The organism is Effusibacillus consociatus (genome assembly GCF_042652925.1).
GTDB lineage: Bacteria > Bacillota > Bacilli > Tumebacillales > Effusibacillaceae > Effusibacillus > Effusibacillus consociatus.
In genome coordinates this window covers 139,038-153,209 of record NZ_JBHSHC010000014.1, presented here as the reverse complement: position 1 = coordinate 153,209, position 14,172 = coordinate 139,038, and the positions used below count along the sequence as shown (strand labels likewise).

The following is a 14,172-nucleotide window of genomic DNA, read 5'->3' as shown; positions in this document are numbered from 1 at the left end:
ATATGGAAATTGCAAAAGCAATTCAAATCATCGAACAGCTATCCGATGGTGTCGACCCTGTCACGGGAGAAGTGTTTCCTATGGAGAGCCCCTATCAGCATGCCGAGACTGTCAGAGCGTTAACGTTGGCCTGTAAAGGATTGGAGGCCCTCAATGAACGAAGCAGAAGGAAAGCAAGACTGCCCCAAAATGCCGGTAAGGCGTGGAGCAGCAGCGAAGATGAAGACGTAATCAACCAGTTTCGCAGTGGGCTTCCCATAAAAGAAATTGCTGAGCGGCACATGAGAACCGAAGGCGCGATTCTGTCCCGACTCGTGAAGTTAGGCGAAATCAAAGAGGAATAGAAGTGACTTCCCTACTTTGCCAGAATGAAATACCTCAAAGCCGTCTCGGACGGTTCCTCCCAGCAAAAATCCGCCCCGATCTCCACATGAGCAAATCCTGCCTCTCGAAGCAACCTCATAATCACTTCCTTCGGATACGCCCGCTGCCAATGAGTCTCTTGGAAGCGCCGATACAACTCATCTTCCACCTGCGCAAAGAAAGTTACATCGTACTCCACCTGACACCGCACAGGATCGAATTGGCTCTGCCATATGTAGGCTACATCATCCCTTACGTCATAAAACGTTTGCTGCCCAAGTTCCTCACGCAGTTTAAAAGGTGTATGCATATCAAACAGAAAAAATCCCCCCGGCTGCAATTGACTGCGAACGGATCGAAACGCCTGAAGCAAATCCGTCTCTTCCAACAGATAATTCAATGAATCGCAAAATGAAAGCGCGCAATCCACTTTCTCCGGGAGCAGGAGTCGTCGCAAGTCCTGCTGCAGAAAGCGGAGAAAGGGAGTCGGATGGGGCAATTTGGCCTGTGCCCGGGTTAACATTTCTTCCGATAAGTCAACTGCAAAGACCTGGTACCCTTCTTCCAAGAGGCGAATCGATATCGTTCCGGTCCCGCACCCCAGATCCGCAACCTTAAAACGACTGCGGACATCCGTTTGATTCCCCAGTTCTCGCTCCAATGTTTCGTGAAACAACCGCATCCATTCGTCGTAAGGCGCGTCCTGCATCAACTCATCATAAAAATCCGCAAACTCCCCATAGATCGTACGTTCCATTCCGACTGCATCCCCCAATAAAGAAAACTTGGCATTCACCAAGTCCTTCGACTTGTGAATGCTTAGTTGCACTTATGTCGATAGGACAAAATTTATAATTTCCTATCGACTAAGAAAAGCTCCTGTCTGAAGCATCGCTGCAAAGATTAAGAAGTGCCCGGTCCTCGAAAAGGTCCGGGCACACAATTTATTACACAATACTTAACTCCCTGGCGTCGCTCCAAATGCGGTCAAGGTTGTAAAATTCGCGTTCTTCTGCACGGAAGATGTGTACAACCACGTCACCACAATCGATTAAAACCCATTTTGCTTCATCATAGCCTTCCATGCCGCGTACCGGAAGTCCTTTTTGCTCCATTTTTTCCTTCACCGCTTTCGCGATGGCTTGCACCTGAGTAGTGGAATTCCCGCTGCATAAGACGAAATAATCCGCGATCACCGATAATCCTCGTATGTCGAGCATTACAATATCTTTCGCCTTCTTGTCTGCAACCGCCTCGGCTGCAATCTTTGCAAATTCCACCATTTTTTCACCCATGCACATGCCTCCTAGGAAAATGTAGAATGGTCCTACTACTTATTCTATGTCAAAAGAGGTTCAAACGACCCGTCCATCCTTCACGACTCGCCAGATTTCATTACGAGCTTGGACGGTTAAAGGGAAGATCGGGTGCCGGCGTTTGATGAGATACTCAATCGTGTTGTCAAATGAAAGAGCTAACGCCATGTTGAGATCCTCTTCTGCCACCTTGCGTAATTCCTCAACCGCCGGATACTCGCGTCCGGGTTCAAGCGCATCGGCAAGATAGACCACTTTTTCAAGAAGGGACATATTTCTGCGCCCGGAAGTATGGTATCTGGACGCATTCAACACATCCTCGTCCGTGATTCCAAATTCCTGCGGTGCAATGGCTGCTGCTATGTGACCGTGCAACAGTTCGGTCACCTCAAAAAACATTTCGTGTATGTTACTATTCTTCGCCATCTGCACCAGCTTTTCCTTCGGCCATTCCCTGCAAAAATCATGAATCCATGCCGCAAGCCTGGCGTGGTCCGGATTTGCCCCGTGAATACGGGCCAGCCGGTCTGCCGTGTGCACTACCCCTTCCACGTGTCGAAACCGTTTTGGTGACAATTCAGCTTTTACTTTTTCACGAATTTGCTCTTCGGTCATACAACCCATTCTCCTCAATAAAGCGAATCACTCGTTCCGGAATCAGATAGTCGACCGATTTTCGCTCTCGCAATCGTTCACGCAACCAGGTCGAAGAGATCTCGAGTCCCGGCATTTCCACGTAATGGATCCGTTCTTCGGAACGGGGAAATACCCTTCGCAAGGTGCTTCTGCATTCATCCATTGCGAACCCGGGCCGGGTCATTCCAATCAAGCTCGCCAATTCCAAAATCCGGGTGGGCGATTGCCAATTGGGAAGATCGCAAAGCATATCCGCACCCATAATAAAGTATAACTCATCATCCGGGAATTGAGACGCAAAATGTTCCAGTGTGTCTACAGTATAAGAAGGTCCCTCCTGCTGCAGTTCCCAGTCAGACACCTGAAAATCGGGCTCGTACCCAACCGCAAGAACTGCCATTTGCAGACGTTTTGCGGCCGGGGTGAGGCCGAACCCGTTCTTGTGGGGCGGAACACCGGCCGGAATGAAAATCACACGGTCAAGTTTTAGCGCCTCTTTAGCTAATCGTGCGGCTACCAAGTGACCAATGTGAACGGGGTCAAACGTTCCGCCAAACAGACCGATTTTCATTCCATCACCACCTGCAACCATCATCTATTTCGGCAGTTCAATCTGCTTGTTTTCCGAGGATTCTCTGTACAAAACCACTGTTTTGCCGATCAACTGGACGAGCTCCGCGTTCGTTCCTTCCGCCAGTTGCTCCGCCACTTCATCCTTGTCGAATTCGCAATTATTCAGGATGGATACTTTGATCAGTTCTCTCGCTTCCAATGCAAGAGACACCTGGTCTAACATGTTTTCCGACACGCCGCCCTTGCCGACCTGCAGAATCGGATCCAGATGGTGGGCCATTGAGCGCAGATACCTTTTTTGTTTTCCTGTAAGCAATTTGATTACCCTTCTTTCATCTTCTTTTCGGGGTCCCCGCAACATGGCGAGACTTATGCTTTAGCATTTAGCGAGACCTTGCGCGGCCTTGCCGCGGTTCCCGTTATTTGCCTCTTTGTCACGTCACTTTGTGGGGTGTTCCAGTTGTTTTCTCATTACTTCAATCGGAGCTTCCACGCCTGTCCACAAAGTGAACGCTTCTGCCCCTTGATAAATAAACATACCCAGGCCCCCATGGGTTTGTGCTCCACGCTGCCGAGCCTCTTTAAGAAGAAGTGTCTCCCGTGGATTATAAATCAAGTCGGAAACAACCAATCCCTCGTGCAGGAGAGAGGGATCAATCGGGGTCTCCTCTATATTCGGGGACATCCCGACGGACGTTGTATTTATCACAAGCTGCACTTGGTTTGTTAAGGATGGGAGATCCTCGTAGGATACCGAATGGGCTGGGCAATAAGAGGCAATTCGTGCAGCCAGCTCGTCCCCTTTTTCCCGTGTCCGGTTGGCAATAAATATTTCCTTCACGCCTTTTAAAGCCATGGACACGGCAACGGCGCGCGATGCTCCACCGGCTCCGAGAATGAGCACCTTCGATTCGGGAAGCGACAAAGCGGTCTCTTCAATCAGTGAACGAACGTACCCGCTTCCATCTGTATTGTGTCCGACCAGTTCTCCGTTTTCATTCACAATTGTATTTACCGCTCCGATCATCTCCGCTTCCGGCGTGATCCGGTCCAAATAATTCATGACATCCACTTTATGGGGAATTGTAACGTTCACACCGCGCATCCCCAAGACCCGGATGCTCTCGACAGCCGCCTCAAGGCGCTCGGGCAAAACATCAAACACAGTATAAACAAAGGAAAGCCCTTTTTCACGAAAAGCCGCATTCTGCATCTGCGGTGAGCGGGAATGGCGAACGGGGTGACCGAACAAACCGGTGAGGGTCAGGTGTTGATTGGCATCCATAACTCTTCCTCCATGAACAAATACTTCCCCTACTATACCAAAATTACGGGAATAGAAAAACACCCCTTCACAGAGAACCGCGTTGTCCTCCATTACCGGGGTGATTGTTCACATTTTTTGCTATCTGCGAAAATCGATTTGCAGGATGATTCCTTGATTCTGAAATGAAAGCTTTACATCATGGAGATGAAACTCATCAAGTGTCGGGTCCTCCCGTCTTACCAAGGAGATCTCTCTTCTCAAACGGTCAATGAACTCATCCATTCGCAGCGGTTGCGAATCCAAACCGGTTTCCAAACGACGTTCTACCAGACGCTTGAGTTCCTGTGTCTGTTGTGCCATACCCAACACCTCAGCTCCTCGCAAATGCTATTGTAATTTACCGTATGCGAGTTGCCAGAAGGGTATGACGTCTATCAATGTGATTTTACAATTGATTTACAGTGCATCTCCGGTATTAAATTATCGCCCGTCTGACAGTTACATCCACTCCTCTCGGGACCTGCAAATGCACTTCGCAAGCATCGCCTCTGACCGAAATCCAGCCAAGTCCGGAAATCACGATGTCCGAATTGGGGCCCTGCTTAAACTTTAATTTATGCGTCACCAAGTCCCTAAGGTGATCTCCGCAGTCTTCACACGGGGGAACCAATAATCCGCCCACATGTTTTGCATAAAGTGAATCCGCATTCTCCAGTTTGGTGCGATGAATGTCTAACTGATTTGCGAAGTAGCAAACGAATGATTGCCGTTCACCCTGGACAAAGTCAAATCGCGCCAGTCCGCCGGCAAACAAGGTTTGTTTATCGTTTAACTGGTACACCTTTGGGTCAATTGTTTTGTCCGGGGTGATCAGCTTCAGGCATTTCGGACATACAAGATCGGTCAATCGATGGAATGTCATGATCCCCGGAGTGTCCACAATCATATGGCTGTAATTCGGAAGGGCCAACTGCACTGTGGATAACGTTGTGCCAGGGTAACGAGATGTCGTGAGTTCGACATCTCCCTTTTCGCCAAACATCCTGATCAACCGGTTGATTAAGGTCGATTTTCCGACATTCGCCGTACCTACCACATAAACATCCCGATCATTCGCAAACCGCTCGATAAAAGTTTTCACCTGCTCCACATAGTGCCCTTTGCTCGCGGAGACAAGCGCAACCCCTTCCAGTACAATCCCCTTTTTCTCAACTTCCTTGCGGAGCCATTGCTCCACCTTATCGAGATTGGTCTGTCTGGGAAGCAAGTCCACTTTATTGGCAACCAGCAATACCGGATTGGTACCTATGTAACGCCGGAGGTTCTCAACCCAGGAACCGGAGAAATCGAACAGGTCGATAACTTTAACCACCAGCGCTTTTTTTCTCCCGATTTCACTGACGATCTTAATAAATTCATCGTCGTGGATGGCGACGGGAGCCACCTCATTATAATGCTTAATGCGGAAACATCTTCTGCAAACCGGGTGTTCCTTCTCCATTGCAGCAGCAACGATATACCCGGGCCGTTCCGGATGTTCCGCTTGCAGCGGTGCTCCGCATCCTGTACATACTTTTACCGCTGTGTCCATTCGGTTAGTCCTCCCATGGAATAATGCCGCGTTTCCGCAATCCTCTCAGCACGAAACGTTCCATCGCGCGCAGAATCTTGGTTCCCGCCCACTCTTTGGTCGCAATCGGCAGTACAAGAATCGAATAGAGACCCATACGATTGGCTCCCAGCACATCAGTAAAAATCTGATCCCCTACCACCACCGTTTCATGAGGCTTAGTCCCCATAATTTGCATGGCTTGGCGGAAAGCCCGTCGAATCGGTTTCCGTGCTTTATAAATTGCGGGTAAATGTAACGGACGGGCGAACTTCTCCACCCGGCTTTGTGTGTTGTTGGAGACGATACAGACTTGAAACCCGCGACTCCTTACATCCTCCAGCCAGGCGATCAGCTTCGGTGTTGCGTATGGAGAATCCCAGGATACAAGCGTGTTGTCCAAATCTGTGATAATCCCTTTCACCCCTTGTGCATTCATCGCATCCAGATCAATATGATAAATCGATTGCACATAAAGCGAAGGGATTAGTTGTTTCAACATATTTTCACCTCAAAGAACTTGCTGATTTCTATATCGTCTGCAGGATGGGTCGATTTATCCAAACACAGTAATCGTACCACAAGACTTGATACGAATCACTATACAGGTTTCATGATGTACAATCAAAAACTTGCCTTAACAAATCGCTGTTTCGATGATACTATATGAATCTAGTAAGAATTAGTATGGAGATTAGCTTTTGAGGTGATAGAGTGGCAATTAAAAATATAATTGTTTTAGGCATGTATCCATATCCTTGGCATAGCCAGCAGATCAGTGATACGATGCGCTCCATGACGAAAGCGTTTCAGGAATATAAAAAGCTGTTTCTCAATCCAAGTGTAGGTTTTCGGCGCGCTTTTCAAGAGGGTTACGGTTTCCGTTCAGATTGGGAATGCAAAGAGGACCAAGGGGTTCTTGTCTGCACCCCCCCATTAGAGGTAATCCCTTCCTCCTTCGGCTTAGGGAACATAAACAAAGCTGGATTATGAAACAATTAAATGATTTAGTGGAACGAGAGTTAGGAGAACACTGGCGGGAGGAAACTCTATTCTATGTTTCTTCAGGCGGGATTGGCCAATCGTACGATACAGTGTTGTCCCTGAAACCGAAACAATTGGTTTTTGATATTCTGGATGACAATCTGGGGTTTCCCGGAATGCAAGAAGAAGAAAAGGCCGTTTTAGAAAATCAATTTAAACTGCTTCTTACTAAAGCCACGCTTGTTACCGCTGTATCTGAGTATCTCGTGAAGAAAACCCAAACTCAGTATTCCATTCCTGTCGAGTGGCTTCCAAACGGAGTAGAGATTGAACGTTTCGGCTATCAGAATGAATACGGACGCCCTTTGGAAGAACTAAAAGATCTAAGTAAACCGTTATTTGGTTTTGTGGGGGCATTGACCAGTTGGATTGACTTCGAACTCTTGTTAAAAATTGCGGATCATCCGAAAACCGGAACGCTCGTATTAGTGGGACCTCTCGTGGAAGGAGCTGTACCTGCGGATTTAGTAAACCAAATGAAAGCCCATCCCAAAATTAAGTTTTTGGGATCGAAACCCTATGATGAAGTACCGCATGTCCTCCATCAGTTCGATGTGCTTCTGTTGCCTCGGAATTATGAACCCCATTCCCTGGCTTCCGATCCTTTAAAATTGTACGAGTATATGGCCACAGGCAAGCCCATTGTCTCTACCGCCTTGCCGAGTGCCTTACGTTTCAGCCGGAGTGTTTTTGTAGGCTCCACCCATCAGGATTTTCTATCTCTATTAGAACGGGCTGAAGAAGAATGGTCTGAGCAGCGGGCAGCAGAAGAAATTGCGCTCGTCCAATCTCTCTCTTGGAAGAGCAGGGCTCACAAACTGATCGCACTGGTTGAAAAGCACCAAAATACTACCTGCTGAGGGTAGTATTTTGGCTTTATAAAAGATTATTCGGTTAATCGCAGAAATTCCTCTACATCCGCAAGAGCCAAGTTCACTGCACTCTGCCAAAAATCGGCCTGAGTAAGGTCCACACCCAAGTGTTTTTGCGCGAGATCTTCCACTGTCATCCGCCCCGTATCCCGAAGCAGATTCACGTATTTCTCTTCAAACGCCGGGCCTTCTGACAGTGCACGGGCATAAACGCCATAGCTGAACAAATACCCGAATGTATAGGGGAAGTTATAAAACGGAACTTCTGTAATATAGAAGTGCAGCTTGGATGTCCAGAAATGGGGGTGGTAGGTATCCAGGGTGTCACGATAAGCTCGTCTCTGGGCATTTTCCATCAGTTGGTTGAGTTCCTCAACACTGACAAGCCCCTTTTTTCGCCGCTCGTAAAATTCAGTCTCAAAGAGAAATCGTGCATGAATGTTAATCAAGAATGCAACCGCGTTCTGTGCCTTCTCATCGAGCAGAACGATGCGTTCCTGATCAGACTGTGCATTTTTCACCGATGCATCCGCCACCACCAATTCCGCGAAGGTCGAAGCGGTTTCCGCAACGTTCATGGCATAATTCTGTACCAACTGCGGCATATCGTCCATCACATGCTGATGGAATCCATGTCCGAGTTCGTGAGCCAGAGTCGATACATTATCCGAAGTTCCCGCATAGGTCATAAAAATACGGGTCTGCTTGCTCTCTGTAAAACTGGTGCAGAATCCGCCAGGCCTTTTTCCCGGACGATCTTCCGCTTCAATCCAGCTCTCCTCAAAAGCTCTTTCAGAAAACCGGGCCATCTTGGGACTTAACCGGGCGAATTGTTCAACAATCAACGATGCCGCTTCCTCATAAGGGATTTTTTTGGCTACTTCCCCAATCGGAGCATGAACATCGTGCCAGGTCAACTTCTCGATCCCGAGCAGCTTGGCTTTCCGGTTTAAGTATTGAACCAACAGACCTTTATTCTCTTCGATCACGTTCCACATGGCTTGAAGGGTTTTCTCTGTCATTCGGTTGATGTCCAGCGGTTCCTTCAAGACGGATTCCCATCCGCGGTGTCGGTAGAGGTTGAGACGAAAGCCCCCCAAATGGTTTAGGGCATGAGCGCAAAGTTCCGCATTGTTCGCCCATTCTTCTTCCCATTTGGCAAACACTGCGGATCGGACAGACCGATCGGGATCATTCATCATGTTCGACGCCTGGCCGACCGAAAGCTCCATTACTTCTCCGTCCTTTTCAAATGGAATTGTGATCCGCCCGACAACCTTACTGTATAGATCCCCCCACGCATGGTAGCCGTCAACGGCAAAATCATTCGCCAACACTTCCATTTCAGGGGGCAGTTTCTCAAGAGCCTGCTGCCTGCGCTCATTGAGCGGAAACGCAACAGGTTGAATCTTCTCGGTGACAAGAAACGCCTCCCATACGTCTTCCGGAATTTGCAGGATCAATTTCTCAAATCCGATCATTGCCGATGCATAAGCACTATGTAATTGAACGACACGCCCGTAGAGCAGCTTCGCTTTGTTATCCTTCACATTCTGCGAAGTCAAACATTCAGTGAACGACATCGATTCCCGTAATCGACTCTCAATGTTCTGGATAAGGTAGATGGGCCGGAGAAGAGTTTCCGCCTCCTCGTTGGAGTGAGGAATCGCCATTTCCTGGATCTGACTGTTCAGCTGTTGGATATCCTGCTCCAACAGATCGAGAAAAGATGCAAATTCCTTTGATTCGCTGCCTCCCGGGAAAAACACATCCAGGTCCCAAGTTTGGCTTAGCTGTTTTTTCATAAAAAATCCCCCTTGTATGATGCGTGAACCAGGTTAAGTATTGAAATTTATGATTCCCACAAAAGAAACTTTTCGCTCTGTCCAAGCTGCATCTTGATAGGCTTGCGCGATTCCAACAACCTTGATTCTCTCTTTGTCTACCGCTTTTGTCATTAGGGACACTTGCACTTCCTTCTCGAACGGAGAGGGTGAAAGACTTACCCTTTCTTTATCGATCCAATGTGCCATAATCACTCGGTTCTTGGTAAACGAAAATTGATCCGATCCCGAAAATCCATTCCGGTACCAGGGAAACTCATCCGACTTGCTGACGCCGGGCTCGTTCAAACAGAGATACAATGACAGATTGTCACAAAATTGAAGCAGGCGAAAATGAAATTGCAATTCGTCCATTGTTGCACCATGTAGATGTAGACGTTGTACCAAACCTTGTTGTCTTTTTCGTTCGGAGCGCAAAAACTCTTGTCCAGCCGGGTGAGTATCATTTTCAAAAAAAGATGCATAATGGAGGCTGCAAAGGAGACCGGCATACGGATTGATTACTTCGACCTCGTCTATCCCCTTTCGATAGAATGTCAGTTTCAGCGAGGAAGGAAAATCGACAAATGAGTATGGCACGTGATTCCGATCATTCCATAGCGGGGTATCATCCAATTCGATCCAAGCCCGATCATGCTGGTAAATCCCCAAAATCACATCCTCGTGTCTTTCGAAACCGGGGAAAAATTCTGTCTTCCAATGCTTGGCGGCTTCCCCTGAAACCTGGGCATGGTCGTGCTGCCGGATCATAATGAAATCGTGGTCTCTTTCATGGACAATCATTTTCGATCACCCCGCCTTATTCCATTATAAACGCGTTAGTTCCTTTTTCTACATCTTGGATACATTTCCTCTTTGTAGGGGGTCTCTCCCCTGAGGATCTCGAAGCCGACATCCAAAAACTCTTGTCCATGGAGAGAAAGGACAATGACTAATGAACAGCTTCTTTTAGACAATCAACTTTGTTTTCTAGTCTATGCATGCAGCCGCGAGATCACACGATTGTATCGTCCCTTGCTTGATCAAATGGGGACCGTGAATGCCCGGCAAATGCCCAACACCTGAAATTTTTCCCGGGCATAAAGTAATACGGGAGGAGAGTGGTCTATGAAACGAAATCATCTTCAAAAAAGGGATGATGTATTTCCCGTAACCATGCCGGACATCCATCCTGTTCAAAAGATGTTCAGGCAAATGTTTGCAGAGATCGAAAATTTCATGAGGCTTCCGGGTGTTCATGGACTCTTTGACAAATTTCCAAATCAGGTGAAAATCGAGGAAACATCTGACGCCTACAAGGTAGTCGTGATGAATGACAGCATGGGTGATCCCAATGACATTGAAGCCCACTACGCCAACGGACACCTGCACTTGCGGCGAACGGTTCAACTCGAGACCCAACGTGATCTCGACCAGGGAACTGTTCGGCAGTCCTATCATGAATATTTTGCACGGACAATTCCCATAGACGGATCAATCAGCTGGAAAGACCGGGAAATCCAAGCCGGAAAAGGATACTGGAGTATTCGACTGCCTAAAAAGTGATAAGGGGAAAAATGGAGTGCCGGTTCGCATTCCATTTTCACTTTGAATCCCCTTTCTTCAATACACCAACTGCCCGTTGGATACAACTGTTTTCCCTTTTTTAATCACTGTATCCACATGATTGATGCCAAAATGGTAGGGAAGATAGGCAAGGCTGGGAGCATTATAGATCACCAGATCCGCCTGTTTGCCCGCTTCCAGACTTCCGATTGTATCGCCCCTGCCAATTGCATGGGCAGCGTTAATCGTTAGGGCGGTGATCACTTCTTCCGGTGTCATCCCCAAGTTGAGGCACCCGAGTGTCATTACGAGCTGCAGAGATTCCGTCGGTGAACTTCCGGGGTTATAGTCCGTAGATAATGAGACCGGCAGCCCCATTTCGATCATTTTTCGTGCACGCGCATGTTTCTGCAGACGCAAGTTAAATGAGGTTGCCGGTAAGCAGACAGCGATGACGCCCGCCTCCCTCATCCGCTCAAATCCTTCGTCTGTGGCGGCCAGCAGGTGTTCCGCCGAGATGCACTTTAACTCCCCCGCAAGCTGTGCCCCGCCCATTGGCTCGATCTCATCTGCGTGGATTTTGCAGCCGAATCCCATCTCTTGTGCTGCGGTTAAAATTCGCCTCGATTCGTCCACGGTAAAAACACCGTGTTCACAAAACACATCGCAGAATTCCGCGAGACCTTGCTGTTTTACCTCCGGCAGCATTTCATGAATCACCAGTTTTACATAGTCCTCAGGTCTTCCTTTGTATTCAGTCGGGACCGCATGAGCCCCCATAAATGTGGAAACGATGTCTGCCGGATGGGTATCATTTAACTGTTTGGCTACTCGGAGCTGCTTAAGTTCATCTTCCACAGTTAACCCGTACCCGCTCTTCGCTTCGACTGTGGTAGCTCCATGGAGCATCATGATGTCCAAACTTGTTCGCGCTTTTTGATAGAGCTCCTCTTCGGTGGACTGACGGGTCGCTCGCACCGTACTTAAAATCCCGCCGCCTTGCGCCAATATGTCTAAATAGGAAACCCCTTGCAATTTTAACGTAAGTTCATGTTCGCGGGATCCACCGTGGACAAGATGGGTGTGCGGATCAACCAGGCCGGGTGTAACCAGGCGGCCTTGTGCATCAAGTTCCTCGATAATGGTAAGGCCGCTGATCTTGTCTCGTACCTCTTTCTCCGGACCGACCGCTGCAATTTTCCCATCCGCAATCGCCACCGCACCATTTTTAACCGCTGCCACATTTGACATCGATTCTCCTGCACGGGGGCCCGGGTGGCCCTGCATCGTCACCAGGCTTCCGATATTGTAAACCAGCAAATCAATTTGCTGTACGTTCATAACCGACACCTCTCAAAAACCAAGCCGCCCGAAGGTCTCTTCGGGCACGCTTGATATTGTACTGACTAAATCCCCTGCATGGGGACACGGATACCATGCTTCTTTGCTGTCTCAACAGCCAACTCATACCCGGCGTCCGCGTGGCGGATCACGCCCATTCCCGGGTCACTGTTTAGCACGCGTGACAGCCTTTCCTCCGCTTCCTTGCTGCCGTCAGCAACAACAACCATCCCCGCGTGCAGAGAATATCCCATCCCGACACCACCGCCATGGTGAACCGAAACCCAAGATGCTCCGGATGCCGTATTCACAAGTGCGTTGAGGATTGCCCAGTCGCCGACAACATCGCTGCCGTCCTTCATCGCTTCCGTTTCCCGGTTCGGGGACGCTACCGAACCGCAATCCAGATGGTCACGTCCAATCACGATCGGCGCAGACAGTTCCCCTTTCCGCACCATTTCGTTGATGGCCAATCCCATTTTTACCCGTTCGCCGTAACCAAGCCAGCAGATGCGTGCCGGCAGGCCTTGGAATGCCACTTTCTCACGGGCCATGGTAATCCAGCGGCGAAGATGTTCATTTTCCGGGAACAGTTTGAGCACCAGTTCATCTGTTTTATAGATATCTTCAGGATCGCCCGAGAGTGCCGCCCAACGGAACGGACCTTTGCCTTCACAGAACAGGGGACGAATGTACGCCGGTACAAATCCCGGGAAGTTAAACGCGTCTTTTACACCCTCATCAAGCGCGACCTGACGGATATTGTTTCCATAGTCAAAAACAACAGAGCCCATTTTTTGCAGATCCAGCATTGCTTGAACGTGGGCCGCCATCGACATTTTCGATAACCGGACATATTCTTTCGGATCGTTTTTCCTGAGTTCTGCCGCCGCTTCAACCGAATATCCACTTGGCACATATCCGTTCAGCGGGTCATGGGCGGATGTTTGGTCGGTTACAAAATCAGGAACGATTCCCCGTCTTACCATTTCCGGATAAATATCAGCCGCATTGCCGACAAGTCCGATTGAAAGAGGCTTGCCCTGTTCTTGTGCCTCCCGTGCCAACATCAATGCTTCATCAAGATCGCGCACCATCACATCACAATAACGGGTGTCAATTCTCCGTTGAATTCGCTCGGGGTCAACCTCTACACAAATCACTACGCCTTCATTCATTGTGACGGCCAGGGACTGAGCTCCGCCCATTCCACCCAATCCGGCAGTTAATGTTAGCGTCCCTTTCAAAGTTCCGTTCGCATGTTGGCGAGCAGCCTCAGCAAATGTTTCAAAAGTTCCCTGCAAAATGCCCTGGGTACCGATATAGATCCAGCTTCCCGCCGTCATTTGTCCGTACATCATCAAGCCTTTTTTATCAAGTTCATGGAACGTTTCCCAATTCGCGTAAGCCGGTACAAGAACCGAATTTGAAATCAATACTCTAGGTGCCAGCGGATGTGTTTTGAAAATCCCGACCGGTTTCCCCGATTGAATCAGCAGGGATTCGTCCGCTTCCAGGTTGGTGAGGCATTCCACAATCTTGTCGAAGCAGTCCCAATTGCGGGCGGCTTTGCCGATCCCGCCATACACCACAAGGTCTTCCGGCCGTTCTGCCACTTCCGGATCCAGGTTGTTCATCAGCATCCGGAGCACTGCCTCCTGCTGCCAACCTTTTGCTGTCAATTGCGTGCCGCGAGGCGCACGGACGGTACGGTTTTTTACTGTTGTCATTCTCATCTCTCCCAACTAAAAAATTATGTCTG

17 protein-coding genes are annotated in these 14,172 nt (G+C 48.8%); 4 read left to right on the top strand and 13 right to left on the bottom strand.

Features of this window, described 5'->3' with window-relative positions; all coding sequences use genetic code 11:
• Positions 1-2: 2 nt before the first annotated feature.
• Positions 3-344 (top strand): hypothetical protein, encoded by a 342-nt coding sequence (locus ACFO8Q_RS02560; RefSeq protein ID WP_380024100.1) that lies wholly within the window; start codon positions 3-5, stop codon positions 342-344.
• An 11-nt stretch (positions 345-355) separates the two neighbouring features.
• On the opposite strand, the gene ACFO8Q_RS02555 is transcribed toward ACFO8Q_RS02560, so the two are convergent.
• The 9 genes from ACFO8Q_RS02555 to ACFO8Q_RS02515 all read right to left on the bottom strand — a co-directional run bounded on the left by ACFO8Q_RS02555 (position 356) and on the right by ACFO8Q_RS02515 (position 6,266).
• Positions 356-1,120: a class I SAM-dependent DNA methyltransferase gene (locus ACFO8Q_RS02555; protein WP_380024099.1), complete on the bottom strand. Its 765-nt coding sequence runs from the start codon at positions 1,118-1,120 to the stop codon at positions 356-358.
• Positions 1,121-1,310: 190 nt separating this feature from the next.
• Positions 1,311-1,658 carry a ribosome silencing factor gene (rsfS, locus tag ACFO8Q_RS02550; RefSeq protein ID WP_380024098.1) on the bottom strand — a complete coding sequence of 116 codons (348 nt, stop codon included), beginning with the start codon at positions 1,656-1,658 and terminating at the stop codon, positions 1,311-1,313.
• Between the two features lie 60 nt (positions 1,659-1,718).
• The gene (gene yqeK, locus ACFO8Q_RS02545; protein ID WP_380024096.1) at positions 1,719-2,294 is read right to left on the bottom strand and encodes a bis(5'-nucleosyl)-tetraphosphatase (symmetrical) YqeK; all 576 of its coding nucleotides are present in this window, start codon (positions 2,292-2,294) and stop codon (positions 1,719-1,721) included.
• On the bottom strand, positions 2,272-2,886 hold the full coding sequence (gene nadD / locus ACFO8Q_RS02540; protein ID WP_380024095.1) for a nicotinate-nucleotide adenylyltransferase: 615 nt from the start codon (positions 2,884-2,886) through the stop codon (positions 2,272-2,274). Before nadD ends, yqeK begins: the two co-directional genes overlap by 23 nt.
• A gap of 24 nt (positions 2,887-2,910) precedes the next feature.
• Positions 2,911-3,204 carry a ribosome assembly RNA-binding protein YhbY gene (gene yhbY / locus ACFO8Q_RS02535; protein WP_380024093.1) on the bottom strand — a complete coding sequence of 98 codons (294 nt, stop codon included), beginning with the start codon at positions 3,202-3,204 and terminating at the stop codon, positions 2,911-2,913.
• A gap of 123 nt (positions 3,205-3,327) precedes the next feature.
• On the bottom strand, positions 3,328-4,173 hold the full coding sequence (gene aroE / locus ACFO8Q_RS02530) for a shikimate dehydrogenase (protein ID WP_380024092.1): 846 nt from the start codon (positions 4,171-4,173) through the stop codon (positions 3,328-3,330).
• A gap of 120 nt (positions 4,174-4,293) precedes the next feature.
• Positions 4,294-4,515, bottom strand: a complete 222-nt coding sequence (locus ACFO8Q_RS02525; RefSeq protein WP_380024091.1) for a hypothetical protein — start codon at positions 4,513-4,515, stop codon at positions 4,294-4,296.
• Positions 4,516-4,630: 115 nt separating this feature from the next.
• A complete protein-coding gene (gene yqeH, locus ACFO8Q_RS02520) occupies positions 4,631-5,746 on the bottom strand; it encodes a ribosome biogenesis GTPase YqeH (protein WP_380024089.1) in 1,116 nt (371 codons plus the stop codon).
• A gap of 4 nt (positions 5,747-5,750) precedes the next feature.
• A complete protein-coding gene (locus ACFO8Q_RS02515) occupies positions 5,751-6,266 on the bottom strand; it encodes a YqeG family HAD IIIA-type phosphatase (RefSeq protein WP_380024088.1) in 516 nt (171 codons plus the stop codon).
• Between the two features lie 212 nt (positions 6,267-6,478).
• Here ACFO8Q_RS02515 and ACFO8Q_RS02510 point away from each other — a divergent pair, with 212 nt between their 5' ends.
• A complete protein-coding gene (locus tag ACFO8Q_RS02510) occupies positions 6,479-6,757 on the top strand; it encodes a hypothetical protein (protein WP_380024086.1) in 279 nt (92 codons plus the stop codon).
• Positions 6,754-7,668: a glycosyltransferase gene (locus ACFO8Q_RS02505; RefSeq protein WP_380024085.1), complete on the top strand. Its 915-nt coding sequence runs from the start codon at positions 6,754-6,756 to the stop codon at positions 7,666-7,668. Before ACFO8Q_RS02510 ends, ACFO8Q_RS02505 begins: the two co-directional genes overlap by 4 nt.
• A 26-nt stretch (positions 7,669-7,694) precedes the next feature.
• On the opposite strand, the gene ACFO8Q_RS02500 is transcribed toward ACFO8Q_RS02505, so the two are convergent.
• Both ACFO8Q_RS02500 and ACFO8Q_RS02495 read right to left on the bottom strand, forming a co-directional pair.
• The gene (locus tag ACFO8Q_RS02500) at positions 7,695-9,485 is read right to left on the bottom strand and encodes a M3 family oligoendopeptidase (RefSeq protein ID WP_380024084.1); all 1,791 of its coding nucleotides are present in this window, start codon (positions 9,483-9,485) and stop codon (positions 7,695-7,697) included.
• Positions 9,486-9,518: 33 nt separating this feature from the next.
• Entirely contained in the window at positions 9,519-10,307 is a 789-nt protein-coding gene (locus tag ACFO8Q_RS02495; RefSeq protein WP_380024083.1) for a DUF3891 family protein, read from the bottom strand.
• Positions 10,308-10,631: 324 nt separating this feature from the next.
• Between ACFO8Q_RS02495 and ACFO8Q_RS02485 the strand changes: the two genes are divergently transcribed.
• The gene (locus ACFO8Q_RS02485) at positions 10,632-11,069 is read left to right on the top strand and encodes a hypothetical protein (RefSeq protein WP_380024081.1); all 438 of its coding nucleotides are present in this window, start codon (positions 10,632-10,634) and stop codon (positions 11,067-11,069) included.
• 57 nt (positions 11,070-11,126) lie between these two features.
• On the opposite strand, the gene hutI is transcribed toward ACFO8Q_RS02485, so the two are convergent.
• Entirely contained in the window at positions 11,127-12,410 is a 1,284-nt protein-coding gene (gene hutI, locus ACFO8Q_RS02480; RefSeq protein WP_380024079.1) for an imidazolonepropionase, read from the bottom strand.
• A gap of 65 nt (positions 12,411-12,475) precedes the next feature.
• Complete coding sequence (hutU, locus tag ACFO8Q_RS02475; RefSeq protein WP_380024077.1) at positions 12,476-14,140, bottom strand: urocanate hydratase; 1,665 nt, start codon at positions 14,138-14,140, stop codon at positions 12,476-12,478.
• Between the last annotated feature and the right edge of the window lie 32 nt (positions 14,141-14,172).

Bases quoted from the DNA above. Each gene is read 5' to 3' on its own strand.
- ACFO8Q_RS02560 (WP_380024100.1), top strand. From the start codon at position 3: ATGGAAATTGCAAAAGCAATTCAAATCATCGAACAGCTATCCGATGGT.
- ACFO8Q_RS02555 (WP_380024099.1), bottom strand. From the start codon at position 1,120: ATGGAACGTACGATCTATGGGGAGTTTGCGGATTTTTATGATGAGTTG.
- rsfS (WP_380024098.1), bottom strand. From the start codon at position 1,658: ATGGGTGAAAAAATGGTGGAATTTGCAAAGATTGCAGCCGAGGCGGTT.
- yqeK (WP_380024096.1), bottom strand. From the start codon at position 2,294: ATGACCGAAGAGCAAATTCGTGAAAAAGTAAAAGCTGAATTGTCACCA.
- nadD (WP_380024095.1), bottom strand. From the start codon at position 2,886: ATGAAAATCGGTCTGTTTGGCGGAACGTTTGACCCCGTTCACATTGGT.
- aroE (WP_380024092.1), bottom strand. From the start codon at position 4,173: ATGGATGCCAATCAACACCTGACCCTCACCGGTTTGTTCGGTCACCCC.
- ACFO8Q_RS02525 (WP_380024091.1), bottom strand. From the start codon at position 4,515: ATGGCACAACAGACACAGGAACTCAAGCGTCTGGTAGAACGTCGTTTG.
- yqeH (WP_380024089.1), bottom strand. From the start codon at position 5,746: ATGGACACAGCGGTAAAAGTATGTACAGGATGCGGAGCACCGCTGCAA.
- ACFO8Q_RS02515 (WP_380024088.1), bottom strand. From the start codon at position 6,266: ATGTTGAAACAACTAATCCCTTCGCTTTATGTGCAATCGATTTATCAT.
- ACFO8Q_RS02505 (WP_380024085.1), top strand. From the start codon at position 6,754: ATGAAACAATTAAATGATTTAGTGGAACGAGAGTTAGGAGAACACTGG.
- ACFO8Q_RS02500 (WP_380024084.1), bottom strand. From the start codon at position 9,485: ATGAAAAAACAGCTAAGCCAAACTTGGGACCTGGATGTGTTTTTCCCG.
- ACFO8Q_RS02495 (WP_380024083.1), bottom strand. From the start codon at position 10,307: ATGATTGTCCATGAAAGAGACCACGATTTCATTATGATCCGGCAGCAC.
- ACFO8Q_RS02485 (WP_380024081.1), top strand. From the start codon at position 10,632: ATGAAACGAAATCATCTTCAAAAAAGGGATGATGTATTTCCCGTAACC.
- hutI (WP_380024079.1), bottom strand. From the start codon at position 12,410: ATGAACGTACAGCAAATTGATTTGCTGGTTTACAATATCGGAAGCCTG.
- hutU (WP_380024077.1), bottom strand. From the start codon at position 14,140: ATGACAACAGTAAAAAACCGTACCGTCCGTGCGCCTCGCGGCACGCAA.